Origin of the sequence: Serratia sp. B501 (genome assembly GCF_051172315.1) — a bacterium.
GTDB lineage: Bacteria > Pseudomonadota > Gammaproteobacteria > Enterobacterales > Enterobacteriaceae > Serratia > Serratia ureilytica.
Window position 1 is genome coordinate 285,330 of record NZ_JBPIZB010000001.1, and the last position, 18,777, is coordinate 304,106.

General features: G+C 58.8%; 18 protein-coding genes. 8 read left to right on the forward strand and 10 right to left on the reverse strand.

Annotation, left to right across the window (positions count from 1 at the left end; genetic code table 11):
- Window positions 1-16: 16 nt before the first annotated feature.
- The 3 genes from ACSBQV_RS01555 to phoP form a co-directional block, all read right to left on the reverse strand.
- On the reverse strand, window positions 17-1,138 hold the full coding sequence (locus ACSBQV_RS01555; RefSeq protein ID WP_099789617.1) for a cupin domain-containing protein: 1,122 nt from the start codon (window positions 1,136-1,138) through the stop codon (window positions 17-19).
- Between the two features lie 84 nt (window positions 1,139-1,222).
- Window positions 1,223-2,680, reverse strand: coding sequence for a two-component system sensor histidine kinase PhoQ (phoQ, locus tag ACSBQV_RS01560; RefSeq protein WP_033652118.1), 1,458 nt, complete (start codon window positions 2,678-2,680; stop codon window positions 1,223-1,225).
- 5 nt (window positions 2,681-2,685) lie between these two features.
- Window positions 2,686-3,357: a two-component system response regulator PhoP gene (gene phoP, locus ACSBQV_RS01565; protein ID WP_004941169.1), complete on the reverse strand. Its 672-nt coding sequence runs from the start codon at window positions 3,355-3,357 to the stop codon at window positions 2,686-2,688.
- 378 nt (window positions 3,358-3,735) lie between these two features.
- Here phoP and ACSBQV_RS01570 point away from each other — a divergent pair, with 378 nt between their 5' ends.
- Window positions 3,736-4,755: an ADP-ribosylglycohydrolase family protein gene (locus tag ACSBQV_RS01570; RefSeq protein ID WP_099782320.1), complete on the forward strand. Its 1,020-nt coding sequence runs from the start codon at window positions 3,736-3,738 to the stop codon at window positions 4,753-4,755.
- 4 nt (window positions 4,756-4,759) lie between these two features.
- On the opposite strand, the gene ACSBQV_RS01575 is transcribed toward ACSBQV_RS01570, so the two are convergent.
- Window positions 4,760-5,524: a GntR family transcriptional regulator gene (locus tag ACSBQV_RS01575; RefSeq protein ID WP_096242161.1), complete on the reverse strand. Its 765-nt coding sequence runs from the start codon at window positions 5,522-5,524 to the stop codon at window positions 4,760-4,762.
- Window positions 5,525-5,663: 139 nt separating this feature from the next.
- On the opposite strand from ACSBQV_RS01575, the gene ACSBQV_RS01580 reads away from it, so the two are divergent.
- The 3 genes from ACSBQV_RS01580 to ACSBQV_RS01590 all read left to right on the forward strand — a co-directional run bounded on the left by ACSBQV_RS01580 (window position 5,664) and on the right by ACSBQV_RS01590 (window position 8,467).
- Entirely contained in the window at window positions 5,664-7,178 is a 1,515-nt protein-coding gene (locus ACSBQV_RS01580; protein ID WP_033652063.1) for a PLP-dependent aminotransferase family protein, read from the forward strand.
- 116 nt (window positions 7,179-7,294) lie between these two features.
- The gene (locus tag ACSBQV_RS01585; protein WP_099782318.1) at window positions 7,295-7,747 is read left to right on the forward strand and encodes a GNAT family N-acetyltransferase; all 453 of its coding nucleotides are present in this window, start codon (window positions 7,295-7,297) and stop codon (window positions 7,745-7,747) included.
- Window positions 7,748-7,762: 15 nt separating this feature from the next.
- The gene (locus tag ACSBQV_RS01590) at window positions 7,763-8,467 is read left to right on the forward strand and encodes a GNAT family N-acetyltransferase (RefSeq protein WP_046899339.1); all 705 of its coding nucleotides are present in this window, start codon (window positions 7,763-7,765) and stop codon (window positions 8,465-8,467) included.
- A 51-nt stretch (window positions 8,468-8,518) separates the two neighbouring features.
- On the opposite strand, the gene purB is transcribed toward ACSBQV_RS01590, so the two are convergent.
- Window positions 8,519-9,889 (reverse strand): adenylosuccinate lyase, encoded by a 1,371-nt coding sequence (gene purB, locus ACSBQV_RS01595; protein WP_033652066.1) that lies wholly within the window; start codon window positions 9,887-9,889, stop codon window positions 8,519-8,521.
- Window positions 9,890-9,911: 22 nt separating this feature from the next.
- Complete coding sequence (hflD, locus tag ACSBQV_RS01600) at window positions 9,912-10,538, reverse strand: high frequency lysogenization protein HflD (RefSeq protein WP_033642780.1); 627 nt, start codon at window positions 10,536-10,538, stop codon at window positions 9,912-9,914.
- A 331-nt stretch (window positions 10,539-10,869) separates the two neighbouring features.
- Here hflD and kup point away from each other — a divergent pair, with 331 nt between their 5' ends.
- Window positions 10,870-12,738 carry a low affinity potassium transporter Kup gene (gene kup, locus ACSBQV_RS01605; protein ID WP_033642781.1) on the forward strand — a complete coding sequence of 623 codons (1,869 nt, stop codon included), beginning with the start codon at window positions 10,870-10,872 and terminating at the stop codon, window positions 12,736-12,738.
- 50 nt (window positions 12,739-12,788) lie between these two features.
- Here the strand turns inward: kup and mnmA are convergent, their stop codons facing one another.
- The 4 genes from mnmA to rluE form a co-directional block, all read right to left on the reverse strand.
- Window positions 12,789-13,889 carry a tRNA 2-thiouridine(34) synthase MnmA gene (gene mnmA, locus ACSBQV_RS01610; protein ID WP_016928066.1) on the reverse strand — a complete coding sequence of 367 codons (1,101 nt, stop codon included), beginning with the start codon at window positions 13,887-13,889 and terminating at the stop codon, window positions 12,789-12,791.
- 106 nt (window positions 13,890-13,995) lie between these two features.
- Window positions 13,996-14,442 (reverse strand): NUDIX hydrolase, encoded by a 447-nt coding sequence (locus ACSBQV_RS01615; protein ID WP_025302526.1) that lies wholly within the window; start codon window positions 14,440-14,442, stop codon window positions 13,996-13,998.
- Between the two features lie 9 nt (window positions 14,443-14,451).
- Window positions 14,452-14,790, reverse strand: coding sequence for a lysozyme inhibitor LprI family protein (locus ACSBQV_RS01620; RefSeq protein WP_033652068.1), 339 nt, complete (start codon window positions 14,788-14,790; stop codon window positions 14,452-14,454).
- A gap of 22 nt (window positions 14,791-14,812) precedes the next feature.
- Window positions 14,813-15,439, reverse strand: coding sequence for a 23S rRNA pseudouridine(2457) synthase RluE (gene rluE, locus ACSBQV_RS01625; protein ID WP_099782316.1), 627 nt, complete (start codon window positions 15,437-15,439; stop codon window positions 14,813-14,815).
- A gap of 131 nt (window positions 15,440-15,570) precedes the next feature.
- Here rluE and icd point away from each other — a divergent pair, with 131 nt between their 5' ends.
- The 3 genes from icd to ACSBQV_RS01640 all read left to right on the forward strand — a co-directional run bounded on the left by icd (window position 15,571) and on the right by ACSBQV_RS01640 (window position 18,716).
- Window positions 15,571-16,824, forward strand: a complete 1,254-nt coding sequence (icd, locus tag ACSBQV_RS01630) for an NADP-dependent isocitrate dehydrogenase (RefSeq protein WP_015377612.1) — start codon at window positions 15,571-15,573, stop codon at window positions 16,822-16,824.
- Between the two features lie 145 nt (window positions 16,825-16,969).
- Window positions 16,970-18,061: a hypothetical protein gene (locus ACSBQV_RS01635; RefSeq protein ID WP_143557031.1), complete on the forward strand. Its 1,092-nt coding sequence runs from the start codon at window positions 16,970-16,972 to the stop codon at window positions 18,059-18,061.
- A 1-nt stretch (window position 18,062) separates the two neighbouring features.
- On the forward strand, window positions 18,063-18,716 hold the full coding sequence (locus ACSBQV_RS01640) for a hypothetical protein (RefSeq protein WP_143557032.1): 654 nt from the start codon (window positions 18,063-18,065) through the stop codon (window positions 18,714-18,716).
- Window positions 18,717-18,777 lie beyond the last annotated feature (61 nt).

The following is an 18,777-nucleotide window of genomic DNA, read 5'->3' on the forward strand; positions in this document are numbered from 1 at the left end:
GTTCGCGTACTCGCAATCAGTCGTTAAAGTACCAATAGCCGCTGTTGACCAGCGCGGTCAGCAGCGCCAGGAATGACGGATCGTCTACCGCGTCGCCGAGCAGGGCGGCGTCGACGCTGAAGTGCTGGCACAGGGCGTCTGCGGCCTGCAGCTGGTCGGTGTCGATCAGTTCGCCGTTGACGAAGCAGCGATCGCCGACGCGCAGCACGCGCAACCCGCCCAGGCGTTGCAGTGCTTCACCCTGTTGCAGCAGCTCGTAGATTTCCCCGGCCTGATAAGGCGGCTCCGGCGGTGCCAGATCCAGCTCGTGGCGCGACTGGGAGATGAACTCGCCGAACCAGTGCTGGAAGTGTTCCGGCTGTTGCACCAGATCCAGCATCATCTGCCGCAAGGCGTCCATTTCCTGCGGCAGGATCTCCGCCGGGTGTTCGCGCAGTTTAACGTCCGGATCGCCGTAGCGCTTGCTGCCCAGTTCGCGCGCCAGCACGTAGTCGGCGAAGCCGCTCACCAGCTCGCGGCCGTTCGGCGCGCGGAAGCCCACCGAGTAGTTGAGCGCGTTTTCCAGCGCGTAGCCTTCATGCGGGAAGCCCGGCGGAATGTAGAGAATGTCGCCCGGCTCCATCTCTTCGTCGATGATGGCGTCGAACGGCTCTACCTGCAGCAGATCCGGATGCGGGCAGTGTTGTTTCAGCGGCGTTTTTTCCCCGACTCGCCAGCGGCGGCGGCCAGTGCCCTGAATGATGAACACGTCGTACTGATCGAGGTGCGGGCCGACGCCGCCGCCCGGCACCGAGAAGGAGATCATCAGGTCATCCATCCGCCAGTCCGGCAGTTGGCGGAACGGGCGCATCAGCGCTGCGGAAGGCTCATGCCAGTGGTCCACCGCCTGCACCAGCAGCGACCAGTTGTTTTCGCTCAGGTGATCGAAGCTCTCGAAGGGGCCGTGCGCGACCTGCCAACGGCCGTCCTGGTGGCTGACCAGGCGGCTGTCCACTTCGTTTTCCATCGCCAGCCCGGCCAGCTCATCCGGGGAGATCGGATCGATAAAGTTTTTGAAGCCGCGCTTCAGAATCACCGGACGTTTTTGCCAATAACGTTGCAAAAAATCGTTCCAGTCCAGGTCTAATTGATAATCCATGTTCTATTCCAGGATAGAGGAGTGAGCCTGAGTGCGATTATAACGGAAGTTTGGCCCCGTGGATCGGGGCCGCCGAGGCATAATTTACTCGTTGTGGTGGGTATCGTGCTGGCGGGCGAAGGTGACCTGCATGCGCGCGCCGCCGAGCGGGCTGTCGCTGATGACGATTTCGCCGTCGTATTGCTCGATGATCTCCGCCGCCACCGACAGGCCAAGGCCCTGACCGGGACGCAGGGTATCCACCCGCTGGCCGCGCTGGAAGATCAGCTGGCGCTTGCTTTCCGGGATGCCCGGGCCGTCGTCGTCGATGACGAGGATGAGGTTTTTCTCGGAGTGCAGCGAGGTGATTTCCACGAACTCGAGGCAGTATTTGCAGGCGTTTTCCAACACGTTGCCCATCACTTCCATAAAGTCGTTCTTCTCGCCCATAAAGGTCACTTCCGGCGAGATGTCCAGCGTGATCACCACCCCTTTGCGCTGATAAACCTTGTTCAGCGCCACCACCAGGCTGTCGAGCAGCGCCGGCACCGAGTGGATCTCGCGCGTCAGCACCGTCTGGCCGGAGTTGATGCTGGCCCGATGCAGGTAGTAACCGATCTGCTGAGAGATGCGCCCGATCTGATCCAGCATGATCGGCTCGGCTTCTTCGATGGTGGTCTGCTTGCCGCTGCGCAGCGAGCGCAGGGTGCTTTGCAGCACCGCCAGCGGCGTTTTCAGGCTGTGGGTCAGATCCGACAGGGTGGTGCGGTATTTGGTGTAGCGCTGGCGTTCGTTGCGCACCAGAATGTTCAAATTGCGCACCAGGCCGCGCAGTTCGCTGGGCGGGTTCTCATCCAACTGATCGCGTTCGCCGTTCTCCAGCTCGCCCACCTGATTGACCAGCGCCTTGATCGGCCGCAGGCTCCAGTAGGCCGCCAGCCACAGCAGCGGCACCACCAGCAGCAGGTTGGCCAGCAGCACGTAGCTGAACCACTCCCACACCACGTCTGAGCGCTGCAGCTCCTGCGGAATGCTGTCGACCACTACGATGGTCAACGCCGGCAGCCGCGCCGTGGCGGCATAGGTATTGACCGCCACCGAGTGCGTCAGCGCGTTCTGATCGGTATCGTCATAATTCTTCAGCTGATCCTGCGCTTTGGGGTTGTCCCCCAGCACTTCGCTACTGATGCGGGTATCGGTGTCAATTTCGTAGAAGCCGGACTCCTCCAGCCATTCCTTGTTGATCAGCTTCTCCAGCTCCGGCACCTTGCGCTGGCTCCACAGCAGGTTGCCTTTATCGTCGTAGATAAACACCAGCGTGGGGAAATTGAGATCGATATCGGGAGGAATGGCGATGGTGAGCTTGTTGTCTTTCCACTGCGCCAGGCTGAAGAACAGGTTGCTTTCGCCGCGCAGCAGGCGGAAGGCGGTCTTGTCGAAGCTGACGATGTAGCCGACGACCGCCACCAAACCGTAAGAGAGCGACAGCGCCAGGATCACCCCGGCGGTCGCCATCAGGAAGCGGGCGCGCAGCGAAAACGGTTTTTTATTCTTGTTGAACATCATGTTCACTTCGCGTCAAAACGGTAGCCCTGGCCACGTACCGTGGTGATCACTTCATGCGGGTATTCCGCCTGCACCTTCTTGCGCAAGCGGCCCATCAGCACGTCGATGGTGTGGCTTTCGCGCAGTTCGGCGTCCGGGTAAAGCTGCAGCATCAACGAATCCTTGCTCACCACCTTGCCGGCGTTGCGGATCAGGGTCTCGATGATGGTGTATTCAAAGGCGGTCAACTTGATCTGTTGATCGTTGACGCTCAGTTCGCGGCGCGACAGATCGATCTGGAACGGCGGCAGCACGATCACCTGCGATGCCAGGCCGCTGTTGCGGCGCATCAGCGCCTGCATGCGGGCGATCACTTCTTCCAGGTGGAACGGCTTGGTGACATAGTCGTCGGCGCCGGCTTCCAGCACCGCCACTTTGTCCTGCCAGCTTTCGCGGGCGGTCAGCACCAGGATCGGCAGCTTGGTCTGGTGCGCGCGCCAACGGCGGATCAGGCTCAGGCCGTCTTCGCCCGGCAGGCCGAGATCGACGATGGCGATATCCGGCGCATGCTCCTGCAGGAAATAATCGGCTTCCTTGGCGTCTTCAGCCGCATCGACCTGATGGCCCATCTCGCGCATCTGAACGGAAAGGTGGTGGCGCAGCAAACCATTATCTTCAACAACCAGTACTCGCATGGCGAACTCCTGTGACTGTGCGGGTGAATGTCCTGTCACCCACGCGATAAAAGGGAACACGCTCCGCGGCGTGTCAGGGGATAACGCGGCCAGCTGAACCATTTTGGCAAAAAATGCTGAGGTTATGGTAGGTATAACCCGCCCGGCCCGCAAGAGAGCCGAAGCAATGTATTAAAATAAGCGTTATCAATTTGTTCGCCGACATTATCGACAAGTTCTGATAAACGTCGGATAAACAGCGGCGGGGCAACGTTAAACGCAACTTAAACGCGTCGGGCATTGCCGCGAAAGGAAAGTGTGAACCGGAGCGCTTGATAAGCTTTAAAGGTACTAATAAGGTATTATTGAGATATCGGCATATTTTCTCAGGAGCGATGGATGAAGCAATTAACCCAGGCAGAACGTATAGCGGGCGCATTTTACGGACAGATGCTGGGCGACGCGCTCGGCATGCCTTCCGAGCTGTGGCCGCGCGAGCGGGTTAAGCGCCACTTCGGCTGGATAAACGGCTTCCTCGATGGGCCGGCGGAGAACTCAGCCGCCTGTTACTTCAAGGCCGGGCAATATACCGACGATACCTCGATGGCGTTGGCGCTGGCCGATGCGCTGCTGGAAGCGGAAGGCGAGGTGGTGCCAGAACTGATCGCCCGCAACGTGATCCGCTGGGTGGACAGTTTTGACGCCTTCAACAAGAACATTCTCGGCCCCAGTTCCAAACTGGCGTTGAGCGAGCAGAAAACGGGCACGCCGATCGCCGCGTTGGAAAACAACGGCATCACCAACGGCGCGGCGATGCGCATTTCGCCTTTGGGCTGCGTGCTGCCGTCTGCGCCGCTGGAGGGGTTCTGTCAGCAGGTGTGGCTGGCCTCCAGCCCGACGCACAAATCCGACATCGCCGTCGCCGGTGCCGTGGCGATCGCCTGGGCGGTTTCGCGTGCGGTGGAGGGGGCGGACTGGGCCTCGATTCGCCTGGCGTTGCCGGGCGTGGCGGAGTATGCCCAGCGCCGTCAGGTGACGACGTTCAGCCCTTCGCTGGCGGCGCGTATCGGGTTGGCGTTTCAGGTGGTGGATGAGGCGACCGATCCCGAACAGGCATCCGAGCGGATATATCAACTGATTGGCGCCGGGGTGAGCACCATCGAGTCGGTGCCGGCGGCGCTGGCGATGGTGCAGCTGGCGCAAACCGATCCTACCCGTTGCGCCGTGCTGTGCGCCAACCTGGGGGGTGATACCGACACCATCGGCGCGATGGCCACCGCTGTCTGCGGCGCGCTGCACGGCGCCGAAGCGATGGATCCTGCGCTGCTGGCGCAGTTGCAGCGGGTGAATCCACTGGACGTCGAGGCGTATGCCCAGGCGTTCGTGCGTTTTCGCCGCCGTCGGCAGGGCGAGGCGTAACGGATCAGCTTTCGCTGGTAAACTCGTACATGTCGCTGCGGCAGAAGCTTTCGCTGTATTCGATAGGCTTCTTGCGGTGGTCGAACAGCGTCTGGCGCACGATCAGCAGCGGCATCGGTTCTGATAATTGCAGCGCCCGGCGGATGTCGTCATCGGCCATGGCCGCGCTGACCTGGCTGCGCAGCGATCCCATCTCCACGTTATTTCGGCGGAAGTAGTCATAGAGCGAGATGCCAATCTCGTCGACGTTGGCAATCGCCGCCGCCACCACGTAGGACACCGCCACCGACATCGGCTGCCGATCGAGAAAGTGAATGCGTTTGAGTTGATAGATCGGCGTTCCGGTCGCCAGCTGGAGCTTTTCCGCCAGTTCGGCGCTGGCCGGCACCCGTTCGCGGCTGAGCCATTGCGTGTCCGGCCGGCGCCCTTGTTGCATCACCTCGCGCGAGAACCCTTTGACGTCCGCTAATGAATAGCGCAGCTTCGGCGCGGCCCGTTGCGCCTGGATGAAAGTGCCGTAACCGCGTGAACGGCCGATGATGCCGTCTTGCTCGAGACAGGCCAGCGCTTTGCGCACCGTGATGCGCGAGATGCCGAGCCGTTCGGTAAACAGACGCTCGCTGGGCAGGAAATCCCCCGCGTTCAGCAATCCTTGCTCGATGGCCTGGCGCACCGAGGCGTTAAAGCGCAGATACAGCGGCATCGCGCCCGCGCTGGCCAGATCCTGCAGCAGTTTTTCCAGCAGACGCTGGTTGGTCTCCTTGCTCATAGCCGACGGAAATCCTGTAGCCTCAATGCAATGGCTTATTTAAGGGGATTTCGCCGGGCAGCGCAACTGCCGCCGCCGAGGGGATGAAATAAGGTAGAGTAGTGTGCAATCGCCCCGAGTTTGGAGAAACAGACAGCCCATGAGTGACCACCCATCCTGCGCGGACGACGCGGCAATCCTGGCGGCCTTCACCCAGCAGCGTCAGCAGGGCCTGACCCGACGTTCGGCGCTGCATCAGGCCCTGTTGCGGCTCATCACCGCCGGGGAACTGCCGTGGCGAGCGAAGCTGCCGCCAAGCCGCGCATTGGCGCCCCGGCTGGGGGTGGCGCGCGATACGGTGGAGCAGACCTACGCGCGGCTGGAGGCGGAGGGATACATCAGCCGGGCGGTGGGGCGCGGCAGCTATGTTCGCTATCGCTGCGATACGCTGCTCGGCCGTGAACTGCTGGCGACGCAGGCGGGCCAGGAGGCGCGGCTGGCGGAACGCGAGCTAAGCGATCGCGGCCGGGCGTTGCTGGCGGTCAGCCATACGCCGCACACCAGCCGTCAGGCGTCGCTGACGCCCTCGCTGGCGGATCTGCGGGCGTTTCCCATCGATTCGTGGCTGCAGTGGGAAAAGCAGGCGCTGCGGCGCCACGGCGAGCGGCTGTTGGGGTATGCCGATCCGCAGGGCTTGCCGGAGCTGCGTGCGGAGATCGCGCACTATTTGCAGCGGGAGCGGGGCGTCAAGGCGACGGCGGAGCAGGTGATCGTGGTCACCAGCTCTCAGCAGGCGCTGGCGCTGTGCACGCAGGTGCTGTTCGATCCCGGCGATGCGGTATTCGTCGAAGAGCCGGGTTACCAGGGGGCGAAAAAACTGGTGCAGTCGGCGGGGCTGCAGGCGCGGCCGATCGGCATTGATGAGCAAGGGCTGGACGTCGGGCAACTGATGCAGGCTTCGGGCGGCGGGCGGGGCGTTTACATCACGCCTTCCCATCATTACCCACTGGGATACTCGCTGAGCCTCGAGCGGCGCCTGGCGCTGTTGCAGTGGGCCCAGCGCCGGCGGGCCTGGATCATCGAAGACGATTACGACGCCGAGTTCAACTACGATCGACAAACCAAGGCGGCGCTGCAGGGGCTGGACAGCGGCGGGCGCACGCTGTACATCGGCACCTTCAGCAAGACGCTGTTTCCGGGACTGCGCATCGGTTTCATGATCGCGCCGCCGCAGCTGGTGCGGCCATTGGTCGCCGCCAGGCAGTTTCAGGACGGCTACACGTCGGCGTTGGCGCAGATGACGCTGTTCCACTGCCTGCACGAAGGCGGCTACGCCGAGCATCTGCGCAATATGCGCACGCTGTACAAGGCGAGGCTGGACGTCCTGTACGACGCGGTGCATCGCCATCTCGCGCCCTGGACGCGCCCGGCCTTGCCGCAGGGCGGCCTGCAGCTGGTTTGCCCGCTGGCGGATGCGGCGACGGAGCGGCGGCTGGTGGCGGCGGCGGCCGAGCGGGGAATACGATTGTACGGCCTGGCGGATTTCTACACCGGCGCGCCGCAGCGCGGGGCGCTGGTGCTCGGTTTCTCGGCCTATGCGCCGGACGAGATCGTGCGCTTTATCGCCACGCTGGCGCAGGTGTTCAACGCGCTGCCGCGGGAAAACGGCGGTTAAAATTGGTCTGCTCGGCGTTTTGAATTGGTCCGTATTACACCGTCGCTGCGCGGTGTATCCTGCCGCTATTCGGTTATTTCCCTAATGGAAATAATATGTTAACCCCGTGAGGCGCTATGAACCCATCAAATCGTGAAGTGACTATCCGCAGAATCAATGGCGACGACAGAGCGCAATGGCTGGCGTTGTGGCAGGGCTATCTCGACTTCTACCGCGCCGAGGTGGCGCCGCAGGTGACCGATCGCACCTTCGAACGGTTGGGGCAGGATGAACAGGTGTACGGGCTGGTGGCGGAGGATGCCGACGGCCGGCTGCTGGGGCTGATGAACCTGGTATTCCATCCGTCCACCTGGAGCGCGGTGGGCTATTGTTATATCGAAGATCTCTTTGTGTCGCCGCAGGCGCGCGGCCATAAAGTGTCGGAAAAACTGTTCGAACAGGCGTATCGGCTGGCGGAGGCGCGCGGCAGCGATCGGGTCTATTGGATGACTCAGGAGTACAACGCGCCGGCGCGTTCGCTGTACGACAAAATCGGCAGAAGAAGTTCGTTTATCGTTTATACCCGTTAACCGCAGGAGGCGCGTATGGCAATGAATCGTTATGGTCAGCCGATTGGCGAACCGATGCCGGATTGGCAGCCGGCTCGCCGCCCGGGCGGCGCAACGCTCGGCGGGCGTTTCTGTTCACTGGCGCCGCTCGAACCGCAGCGGGATTACGCCGCGCTGTACGATGCTTTCCAGCTGGCGCCGGACGGCCGCGACTGGACCTATCTGTCTATCGAACGGCCCGATACACCGGCGGCGATGCTGCAGCATCTCGAGACGCTGCAGGCCAACCCGGGGCTGGTCAATCTGACGGTGTTCGACGCCGCCAGCGACGCGCCGGTGGGGACGGTGGCGCTGATGCGCATCGACGAGGCCAATGGCGTGCTGGAGATCGGCCACGTCAGCTGGTCGCCGTTGATGAAACAGCGCTCCAGCGCCACCGAAGCCATCGCGCTGCTGCTGCGCTACGCCTTTGATACGCTGGGCTACCGCCGCTGCGAATGGAAGTGCGACAGCCACAACGCGCCGTCGCGCCAGGCCGCGCTGCGCTTTGGTTTCCGTTACGAGGGCAACTTCCGCTTTGCGGTGATCGTCAAGGGGCGCAGCCGGGATACCGACTGGTTCGCCATCACCGCCGACCGTTGGCCGACGGTGCGGCAGGCGCTGGCGCGTTGGCTGAGTGCCGAGAACTTCGATGCGCAGGGGCGGCAGATAGCCCGGCTGCAGGTGTTGCGCGGCGAATAATAAGCAACAAGGCGGCCCGCGGGCCGCCTTGTCGTTGTGGGTCTAACGCGCTTACTTCAGCTCGTCGACCAGGGTGGTGGCGCGGCCGATGTAGTTGGCCGGGGTCATCGCCTTCAGACGGGTTTTCTCTTCTTCCGGCAGCGCCAGACCGTCGATGAACGCCTGCATGCCGGCGGCGTCCACGCGCTTGCCGCGGGTCAGTTCTTTCAGCTTCTCGTAAGGCTTCTCGATGCCGTAACGGCGCATCACGGTCTGGATCGGTTCGGCCAGCACTTCCCAGTTGTGATCCAGTTCGTCCAGCAGGTGTGCCTGGTTCACTTCCAGCTTGCTGATGCCCTTCAGGGTGGCCTGATAGGCGATCAGCGCATAGCCCAGGCCCACGCCCAGGTTACGCAGCACGGTGGAGTCGGTCAGGTCGCGCTGCCAGCGGGAGACCGGCAGTTTGCCCGCCAGGTGCCCCAGCACGGCGTTGGCCAGACCCAGGTTGCCTTCGGAGTTTTCGAAGTCGATCGGGTTGACCTTGTGCGGCATGGTGGAGGAGCCGATTTCCCCGGCGATGGTCTTCTGCTTGAAGTGGTTCAGGGCGATGTAGCCCCAGATGTCGCGGTCGAAGTCGATCAGAATGGTGTTGAAACGCGCTACGCAGTCGAACAGCTCGGCGATGTAGTCATGCGGTTCGATCTGGGTGGTGTACGGGTTCCAGGTGATGCCGAGCGAGGTCACGAACGCTTCGCTGAACTGATGCCAGTCCACTTCCGGGTAGGCGACGATGTGGGCGTTGTAGTTGCCGACCGCGCCGTTGATTTTACCCATGATCTCCACACGCTCCAGCTGGCGGTACTGGCGCTCCATGCGGTAAGCCACGTTGGCGAACTCTTTGCCGACGGTCGACGGCGTAGCCGGCTGGCCGTGGGTGCGCGACAGCAGCGGGATATCGCGGTATTCCAGCGCCAGCCCTTTCAGCGCATCGATGATTTTACGCCAGTAAGGCAGCACCACGTCCTGACGAGCGCTTTGCAGCATCAGCGCGTGCGACAGGTTGTTGATGTCTTCGGAGGTGCAGGCGAAGTGAATGAACTCGGACACCGCGTGCAGCGCAGGCACCGCCGCCACTTTTTCCTTCAGGAAATACTCGACCGCTTTCACGTCGTGGTTGGTGGTGCGCTCGATGGTTTTGATGCGCTGAGCGTCTTCTTCGTTGAATTCAGCGACGATTTTGTCGAGGAAAGCGTTTGCGTCGGCGTCAAAAGCGGGAACTTCCTTGATTTCTGCGCAGGCGGCCAGTTTTTGCAGCCAACGTACTTCAACCTGTACGCGGAATTTCAGCAGACCGTATTCGCTGAAAATGGGGCGCAGTGCGCTGACTTTATCACCGTAGCGTCCATCAACGGGGGAAACGGCGGTCAGTGAGGATAATTCCATCGGTAGCAACTCCTGGGATCGATTAACAATGAGCAACGATATTTTGCGCCTGCTTGAACAGACGATTACGGGAAAACATTAACTGCAGGCGGCTGCCGCCGACCTGTTGCCACAGCACGGCGGCGCGAATGCCGGCCAGCAGCGTGGCGCGAACTTTGGCCTGCACCTGCGGGTTCTGCAAGATTGCCGGTGAGCCGGTCACCTGGATGCGCGGCCCGAGCGGGCTGACCACGTCGACATAAATGCCGGCCAGCGCGCTGATGATGGTGTCCGACTCAAGATCGAAGTGCGCCAGCTGGCGTTCGAGCTGGCCGAGGCGTTCGCCGAGCGTGTTCATCGCCTGTTTGTTGGCGTTGAGCTTGCGCTCCAGCACCATCAGGCTGATGGTGTAGCGGGTCAGTTCCGCGCCCGGCCCTTTGTTGTTGGCGTTAAGCACGCCCATCAGGGTTTCGAGGCCGACCATCAAATTGCGCTCCTCGCCGCCGAACACCGCCAGCGTAGAGGGTGGGTCCATCTGCAGCAGGCTTTTCAGCGAGGTGTGAAACGCTTCGCGGTCGCATTGCCCTTCATGGGCCAATTGCTGAACCAAACGCGCCGACTGGCTGATACCCGCCATGGCCAGCGTGATGTCATAATAATTCTTCGCCACGATGACTCCTGTAAACGCGGTGAACGGTACATGGCTTACTGTATAAGGTTGTGCGTATCGCCAGGGTAACGGCGGCGGCCGCGAACGGTAACGATCGGGCGTGGCTGTAACAACGATGACAACGAATGCCGCGGATCATGCCATAAAATTGAGGGTAAACCCAGCGTCTAATACGCCTGTGGCGAGGCGGATGCGCCGTGCGGCGCAGAACTGCGCAAATAGACGGCGAAAATCGCCGGTGGCGCGGCACGAACTTATTGTTGCGGCGGCAAATAAAGTGCGGCGGCTGCATCTATACTGCCAACGTGACCCCTCAAATAAAGACCTTTATATGCACGTAAAAAACAAGCAGCCGCTGCCGGCGGTGACGCTGGCGGCCATCGGCGTGGTGTACGGCGATATCGGCACCAGCCCGCTGTATACCCTGCGCGAATGCCTGACGGCGGAAGAAGGGATCACCCTGACGCCGACGTCGATCTACGGCTTTCTGTCGTTGATTTTCTGGCTGTTGACGCTGGTGGTGTCGATCAAATACGTCTGCTTCGTGATGCGCGCCGACAACGACGGTGAAGGGGGAATTCTGACGCTGATGTCGCTGGCGATCCGCAAGCTGGATGCGCGCTGGGTGCCGGCGGCGGTGCTGGTCGGGCTGGTGGGCGGCAGCTTCTTTTATGGCGATGGGGTGATTACCCCGGCCATTTCGGTGCTCTCGGCTATCGAAGGCCTGCAGATTATCGCCCCCGAGCTGGACAGCTTTATCGTGCCGCTGTCGCTGCTGGTGTTGACCGCGCTGTTTGCGATCCAGAAACACGGCACCGGCAGCGTCGGCAAACTGTTCGCCCCGGCGATGGTCATCTGGTTCCTGACGCTGGCGCTGCTCGGCATCGGCGGCATTTTACATCACCCCGGCGTGCTGCGGGCGCTGAACCCTTACTGGGCGGTGAATTTCTTCCTCGAGTACAAGGCCGTGTCGTTCTTCGCGCTGGGCATGGTGGTGCTGTCGGTCACCGGCGCCGAAGCGCTGTACGCCGACATGGGCCACTTCGGCAAAAAACCGATCCGCCTGGCGTGGTTTACGCTGGTGGCGCCGGCGCTGGTGCTGAACTACTTTGGCCAGGGGGCGCTGCTGTTGGCCAACCCGGCGGCGATCAATAACCCGTTCTTCCTGCTGGCGCCCACCTGGGCGCTGATCCCGCTGCTGGTGATCGCCACGTTGGCGACGGTGATCGCCTCGCAGGCGGTGATCTCCGGCGTCTTCTCCCTGACGCGCCAGGCGGTGCGGCTGGGCTACCTGCCGCCGATGCGCATCATTTATACCTCCGATCAGGAGTCCGGGCAGATCTACATTCCGGTGGTGAACTGGCTATTGTTCGCGGCGGTGCTGATCGTGATTATCAGTTTCAAACACTCCAGCAACCTGGCCTCGGCTTACGGCATCGTGGTGACCGGCACCATGCTGCTGTCGTCGATTTTGCTAAGCATCGTGGCGGTGAAAAACTGGGGCTGGCCGCGCTATCTGGGCGGGCTGATGCTGCTTGCCATGCTGTGCATCGACGTGCCGCTGTTCGGCGCCAACCTGATCAAACTGGCGACCGGCGGCTGGCTGCCGGTGGCGCTGGGGTTGATCATTCTGCTGATCATGCTGACCTGGAAGACCGAGCGCTCGCGCCTGATCCGCCGGCTGCGCGACAACCAGGAAGGGCTGACCGCGCTGATCGAGTCGCTGGAGAAGGCGCCGCCGAAGCGGGTGCCGGGCACCGCGGTGTTTATGGAGCGCACGCCGCATGCGGTGCCGCTGGTGCTGCTGCATAACCTGAAGCACAACAAGGTGTTGCATGAGCGCGTGGTGCTGCTGACTATCGTGACTACCGACATGCCGTATGTGCACAACGTGCAGCGGGTGGCGATCGAACAGCTGTCGACGAGCTTTTGGCGGGTGGTGGCGAGCTACGGCTGGCGCGAAACGCCCAACGTGACGGATATCCTTTATCGCTGCGGCCTGGAGGGGATGAGTTTCACCATGAACGAGACCTCGTTCTTCATGTCGCGCGATACGCTGGTATTGGGCAAGCGCCCCTGGTATCTGCGCGTGCGCGGCAAGGTGTTCCAGCTGTTGCAGCGCAACGCGCTGCGGGCGCCGGATCTGTTCGAAATTCCGCCAAACCGGGTGATCGAACTGGGGGCGCAGGTGGAATTCTGAATAAAAAAACGCTGCGGTAAACGCAGCGTTTTTCTTGGGCGGCAGGCGAACTACGCCAGGCGCTGTTCGATGATGCCGCCGCCGAGGCAGATTTCGCCCTGGTAGAACACCGCCGACTGGCCGGGGGTGACGGCGGAGACCGGCTCGTCGAAACGCACTTCGATGCGTTCGTCGTCGAGCGGGGTCACGGTGCAAGGGATGTCCTGCTGGCGATAGCGGGTCTTCACCGTACAGCGGAACGGGCCGGTCAGCGGCAGGCGATCCACCCAGTGCAGCTGCTGCGCGATAAGGCCGACTGACATCAGGCGCGGGTGATCGTGCCCTTGCGCGACCACCAGCACGTTATTGGCCACGTCTTTATCCACCACGTACCACGGATCTTCGCTGCTGTCTTTCAGGCCGCCGATGCCTAACCCTTTGCGCTGGCCCAGGGTGTGATACATCAGGCCCTGGTGTTCGCCGACGGTCTGGCCGTCGACGCTGACGATCGGGCCCGGCTGCGCCGGCAGGTAGCGGCCGAGGAAGTCGCGGAATTTGCGCTCACCGATAAAGCAGATGCCGGTGGAGTCTTTCTTCTTGGCGGTGACCAGCTCCAGTTGCTCGGCGATGCGGCGCACCTCCGGCTTCTCCAGTTCCCCAACCGGGAACAGGCTTTGCGCCACCTGCTCGTGGCTCAGGGTATAGAGGAAGTAGCTCTGATCTTTGTTGCCGTCGACGCCGCGCAGCAGGCGGCTTTTGCCGTCCACGTCCTGGCGGCGCACGTAATGGCCGGTGGCGATGAAATCGGCCCCCAGGTCTTCGGCGGCGAACTCCAGGAAGGCTTTGAATTTGATTTCTTTATTGCACAGGATGTCCGGGTTCGGCGTGCGGCCGGCCTTGTATTCTTCCAGGAACAGCTCAAACACGTTGTCCCAGTATTCCGCCGCAAAGTTCACCGTGTGCAGTTCGATGCCCAGCTTGTCGCAGACCGCTTGTGCGTCGGCCAGATCGGTCGCGGCGGAGCAGTACTCTTCGTCGTCGTCTTCTTCCCAGTTTTTCATGAACAGCCCAGCGACCTGATAGCCCTGTTGCTGTAACAGATAGGCGGTAACGGAAGAGTCGACGCCGCCGGACATACCGACGATTACTTTTTTCTGGCTGTTGTCTGACATGGGGATCTCACGAACTTGAACACGAACCGTGCTGATAAAAACAAGCGCAGGATTTTACCACGTTGCCCGCGCTGGCGCACTGTTCATCTTGTGCTGCACGGTGCCCTTAAAACGGCCAGGCGAAGCTGCCGACCAGCGACAGCGGGTAGCGCTCCGGCTGCTGGTAGCTGCGAATGCTCTCGGCCACCAGCGCGGAACGCAGGTTGGGCGCCTGCAAAATCTCGTCGGCGCTCAACCACAGGCAGCGATCGATGTCGCTGTCGTGCGGCTCGGTCGGCAGCGGCTGTTCCAGCTCGATGACGAAGCAAAACCGCAGGAACGGCGTGCGATCCGGCGCAATCCATTGGTGCAGACGTAAAAACGCCTGCGGCGTGGCGCGGATGCCGGTCTCTTCCCACAGCTCGCGCTCGGCGGCCTGCACCAGCGTCTCGTCGGCCTCCAGGTGGCCGGCCGGCTGGTTCCACAGCGCTTTGCCGTTGATGGTCTCTTCGACGACCAAAAATTTGCCGGCGGCGTGCACTACGCAGGCCACGGTGACGTGCGGTTTGAACATGCGGTCTCCTTACAGCGGTTTGTCGATGCGCCGATAGATATCGTCCAGCTCGGCGATGCGGGTGCGGTAGCTTTTGAGCAGACAGGCGGTGTCGCCACCGCACCGCTGGCGTTTTGCCAGCCAGGCCTGCTGGCTGTCCTGCATCGCGCCGCGCGCGCCCATGGCGAACAGGCCGCGCAGCAATTGGTATTGGGTGGCCATTTGCACATCCAAATCGTTCAGCGTGCGGTTGGCGCAGATGGCTTGCTCATCGCGGCTTGCCGCCTTGGCGCAGTCGAAGCTGGCGGCCTGGGCGGCGAACGGGGCCGCCAGAGCGGCGAGCAGCAGCGCGATCGGCGTGGATTTCATGGCGCCTCCATCAGTTATCGGTCTACAGGGAATCGATGCTTTTCCATTCACCAGGCTGCAGTGAGCCCAGCGAAAGATTACCCATACTGTAGCGAATCAGGCGCAGGGTAGGGAACCCGATATGCGCCGTCATGCGACGCACCTGGCGGTTTCGCCCTTCGAACAGGGTGATTTTCAACCAACTGGTGGGGATGGATTTACGCTCGCGGATCGGCGGGGTGCGCGGCCATAGCCACTGAGGCTCGGCCACCAATTCCACCCCGGCGGGCAGCGTCGGGCCGTCTTTCAGCGTGACGCCGGAGCGCAGCGGCGCCAGATCGCTTTCCTGCGGCGCGCCCTCGACCTGCACATAATAGATTTTGCCGGTGCGCTTGCCCGGCTGGGTGAGCTGCGCCTGCAGCTTGCCGTCGTTGGTCAGCACCAGCAGCCCTTCGCTGTCGCGATCCAGGCGCCCGGCGGCGTAAACGTCGGGGAAGGGGATGTACTCTTTCAGCGTGGCGCGGCCGGCTTCGTCGGTGAACTGCGGCAGCACGTCGAAGGGCTTGTTGAATAACACAATTCGGCGCGGCCCCTTCGGCGCGGCGGGTTTGGCGGCATTCGGCTTGCTGAATCGTTTAACGTTGTGATTTCTAACAGAGAATTTTTTCATAACAGTTGAGATTACGGATGATAAGCGCATTATAACCGAATCCGTTTCGGATTGGCGCGGACCGAATATTCAAGTAGTATCTACACGCATCTTACAAAGCATTAACAAAATTGCGCTTGAAGGAGAGGTTGATGGAAAGCAAAGTAGTTGTTCCGGCAGAAGGTAAAAAAATCACGGTTGACGCCCAGGGTAAACTGGTTGTTCCTCATAACCCGATCATCCCGTTCATCGAAGGCGACGGCATCGGCGTTGACGTGACTCCTGCCATGATCCACGTGGTTGATGCGGCCGTTAAAAAGGCTTACCACGGCGAACGTAAAATCTCCTGGATGGAAATCTACACCGGCGAAAAATCTACCCACGTTTACGGTAAAGACGTGTGGCTGCCGGACGAAACTCTGGACCTGATCCGCGACTACCGCGTCGCCATCAAAGGCCCCCTGACCACCCCGGTCGGCGGCGGCATCCGTTCTCTGAACGTGGCCCTGCGCCAGCAGCTGGACCTGTACGTGTGCCTGCGCCCGGTGCGTTACTACCAGGGCACCCCAAGCCCGGTGAAACAGCCTGAGCTGACCGACATGGTGATCTTCCGCGAAAACGCCGAAGACATCTACGCCGGCATCGAGTGGAAAGCCGGCTCCGCCGAAGCGGACAAAGTGATCAAATTCCTGCGCGACGAAATGGGCGTGAAGAAAATCCGCTTCCCGGAGCAGTGCGGTATCGGCGTGAAGCCATGCTCTGAAGAAGGGACCAAGCGTCTGGTGCGCGCGGCGATCGAATACGCCATCACCAACGACCGCGACTCCGTGACCCTGGTTCACAAAGGCAACATCATGAAGTTCACCGAAGGTGCCTTCAAGGATTGGGGCTATGAGCTGGCGCGCGAAGAGTTCGGCGGCGAGCTGATCGACGGCGGCCCATGGCTGAAGATCAAGAACCCGAACACCGGCAAAGAGATCGTGGTTAAAGACGTGATCGCCGACGCCTTCCTGCAGCAAATCCTGCTGCGCCCGGCGGAATACGACGTGATCGCCTGTATGAACCTGAACGGCGACTACATCTCCGACGCCCTGGCGGCCCAGGTAGGCGGTATCGGCATCGCGCCGGGCGCCAACATCGGCTCTGACTGCGCGCTGTTCGAAGCGACTCACGGCACCGCGCCGAAGTACGCTGGCCAGGACAAAGTGAACCCAGGCTCCATCATCCTGTCCGCAGAGATGATGTTGCGCCACATGGGCTGGTTCGAAGCGGCTGACCTGATTGTTAAGGGCATGGAAGGCGCCATCGCCGCCAAGACCGTGACCTATGACTTCGAACGCCTGATGGAAGGCGCTAAACTGCTGAAATGTTCAGAGTTTGGCGACGCTATCGTTAAACACATGTAAGCATGTTTCATAAATAATAAAAAAGGGAACCAGTCGGTTCCTTTTTTATTGTTTAAATTGCAATCACTATCAAAATTAGTTATCAAAGCCATTACTTGGTGCTATATTTGTAAAAAAACATATTAGACTATTTTCGGATTGTTTTATGGATAATAATTTCAAAGTTGACACAGTAAATACAGACTCGAAATGCTGGGTTGTTCGTTCTGGTGTAAGATATCGATATGTCAGTAAGTTTTATGAAGATGGATTTGTCGCCACTGGACACTTGGACGATTTCGCTATAGATGAGGAGGTTCTCTCTAAAGAAATTAATTATGAAAATATTGACGAATCAATTGATGGTTTTAATTTAATTAATTCAAGAAATGTTAAGACTCAAATAGAAAACTTTATCATTGATATGCAGATAGGCGATGTAGTGTTCACTCTTGACGCGAATTATGTAATTCCAGGTGTGATAAAATCTGGAGTTTATTATAGTTTGGACGATATATCTGACCAAGAACAGTTTCGTGTAAGGCGCGCAGTTGCTTGGGGCGACCCTATTGCAAGAAGAACAATTCCATTAACTATTCAAAGATCTTTTAACGCTTATCAAACAATATTTTCTTTAGGTGATAACTCGAAAGAGATTTTCCATTGGTTAATGTCTTTCTTTATTAGTGGCGATGATTATTTCAGCAGTCTAAGGGTTGATCAACCTGGGGAATTAAAACATCATACTCTAAAACAATTATCAGAATTAATTGATCGTATTCAAGTTTTATCAATATTGATTGCAGAGAAGTACGCAGAGAATAACAACTTACAAGAAGAAGGATATCGTGTCTCATATGCTGAACTACAAGATGCAATGTGGAGATATTCAGAAGAAGGATTGCTTGATTTAACATCGCAGCAAATATTAATGTCACCTGGCGATGTATGGTTAAAATTCTCAAATTCTTCAAAGGTTGCGGGGGCAATATTCTTATATTTAATTCTAACGACTTCCAGTCCAGGAAAGACTATTCAGTTTTCTGAAGAAGTTTATGGGCAGGAACTTGAAAAAGTTATGGCTATCGTAGACGATAATCGTGATGTGCTCAATCATAATTTAAATATTGAAAAAATCAAAAGACAGCTTATACTGAATGCTGCGAAGCAAAATAATCAATTGGTTGAGAATGAACCAACCAAAAATACTGGGGATGGTTTTCCAGAAGATGGTGAGCCAAGGCACGTAGGAGGCTAAAATGAGTATAATGTCATTAATTATATTGACATTAATTATTATTTTACTCATTTGGGTCGTTAAAGAACGTCGTGTTGTATGGTCTGATCATTCCAATTTCAATAATGTCTCTGTTGGCTTATGTGCGATTCTGACCTTAGCATGGGGTGCATACACCTTTGATGCCCTTAATCAGCGTGACAAAGCCGCTGTAGAATTGAAAGAGCTGCAAGATAAAATTAAAGGTACGGAGTCAACGTTCTTTTCTATCGATGTTAAAACTGAACGTTGGGATAATGGGTATTACCTTTTGCCTGTTGTTACCGTAAAAAATAGCGGTACGAATCCAATTCATATACGAATGGGAAAGGATTCATTAACTGTAAAAAAAGTATTGGTTAAAGATGACAAGGTTAAAGCTGTTAGCAGCTATCATCCAAAGTTTTACGAGGTTATTTCGAATGATGATGCTGTAAAACATACACCCTTATATGACCTGATTATTCCAATATCCGCTGAGCGAAAAATAAATTATGCTTTAAATGTTAATGAGCCTGGATTGTATTACTTGACATTTCAAGCAAGTACTATAAATGAAAAAGGTACAGAAGAAACCAAGGAAGTCAATGGAATGCCAGTTATATGGTTTGCTTCTAAATACTTTTTCGTCCAGTAATTTTATAATGGTCGAGTTCCATCGACCATTATCCACTCCTTCCCTCTATCATCATGATACT

Coding starts and splice junctions, on each gene's coding strand:
- ACSBQV_RS01555 (WP_099789617.1), bottom strand. CDS start 1,138: ATGGATTATCAATTAGACCTGGACTGGAACGATTTTTTGCAACGTTAT.
- phoQ (WP_033652118.1), bottom strand. CDS start 2,680: ATGTTCAACAAGAATAAAAAACCGTTTTCGCTGCGCGCCCGCTTCCTG.
- phoP (WP_004941169.1), bottom strand. CDS start 3,357: ATGCGAGTACTGGTTGTTGAAGATAATGGTTTGCTGCGCCACCACCTT.
- ACSBQV_RS01570 (WP_099782320.1), top strand. CDS start 3,736: ATGAAGCAATTAACCCAGGCAGAACGTATAGCGGGCGCATTTTACGGA.
- ACSBQV_RS01575 (WP_096242161.1), bottom strand. CDS start 5,524: ATGAGCAAGGAGACCAACCAGCGTCTGCTGGAAAAACTGCTGCAGGAT.
- ACSBQV_RS01580 (WP_033652063.1), top strand. CDS start 5,664: ATGAGTGACCACCCATCCTGCGCGGACGACGCGGCAATCCTGGCGGCC.
- ACSBQV_RS01585 (WP_099782318.1), top strand. CDS start 7,295: ATGAACCCATCAAATCGTGAAGTGACTATCCGCAGAATCAATGGCGAC.
- ACSBQV_RS01590 (WP_046899339.1), top strand. CDS start 7,763: ATGGCAATGAATCGTTATGGTCAGCCGATTGGCGAACCGATGCCGGAT.
- purB (WP_033652066.1), bottom strand. CDS start 9,889: ATGGAATTATCCTCACTGACCGCCGTTTCCCCCGTTGATGGACGCTAC.
- kup (WP_033642781.1), top strand. CDS start 10,870: ATGCACGTAAAAAACAAGCAGCCGCTGCCGGCGGTGACGCTGGCGGCC.
- mnmA (WP_016928066.1), bottom strand. CDS start 13,889: ATGTCAGACAACAGCCAGAAAAAAGTAATCGTCGGTATGTCCGGCGGC.
- ACSBQV_RS01615 (WP_025302526.1), bottom strand. CDS start 14,442: ATGTTCAAACCGCACGTCACCGTGGCCTGCGTAGTGCACGCCGCCGGC.
- ACSBQV_RS01620 (WP_033652068.1), bottom strand. CDS start 14,790: ATGAAATCCACGCCGATCGCGCTGCTGCTCGCCGCTCTGGCGGCCCCG.
- rluE (WP_099782316.1), bottom strand. CDS start 15,439: ATGAAAAAATTCTCTGTTAGAAATCACAACGTTAAACGATTCAGCAAG.
- icd (WP_015377612.1), top strand. CDS start 15,571: ATGGAAAGCAAAGTAGTTGTTCCGGCAGAAGGTAAAAAAATCACGGTT.
- ACSBQV_RS01635 (WP_143557031.1), top strand. CDS start 16,970: ATGGATAATAATTTCAAAGTTGACACAGTAAATACAGACTCGAAATGC.
- ACSBQV_RS01640 (WP_143557032.1), top strand. CDS start 18,063: ATGAGTATAATGTCATTAATTATATTGACATTAATTATTATTTTACTC.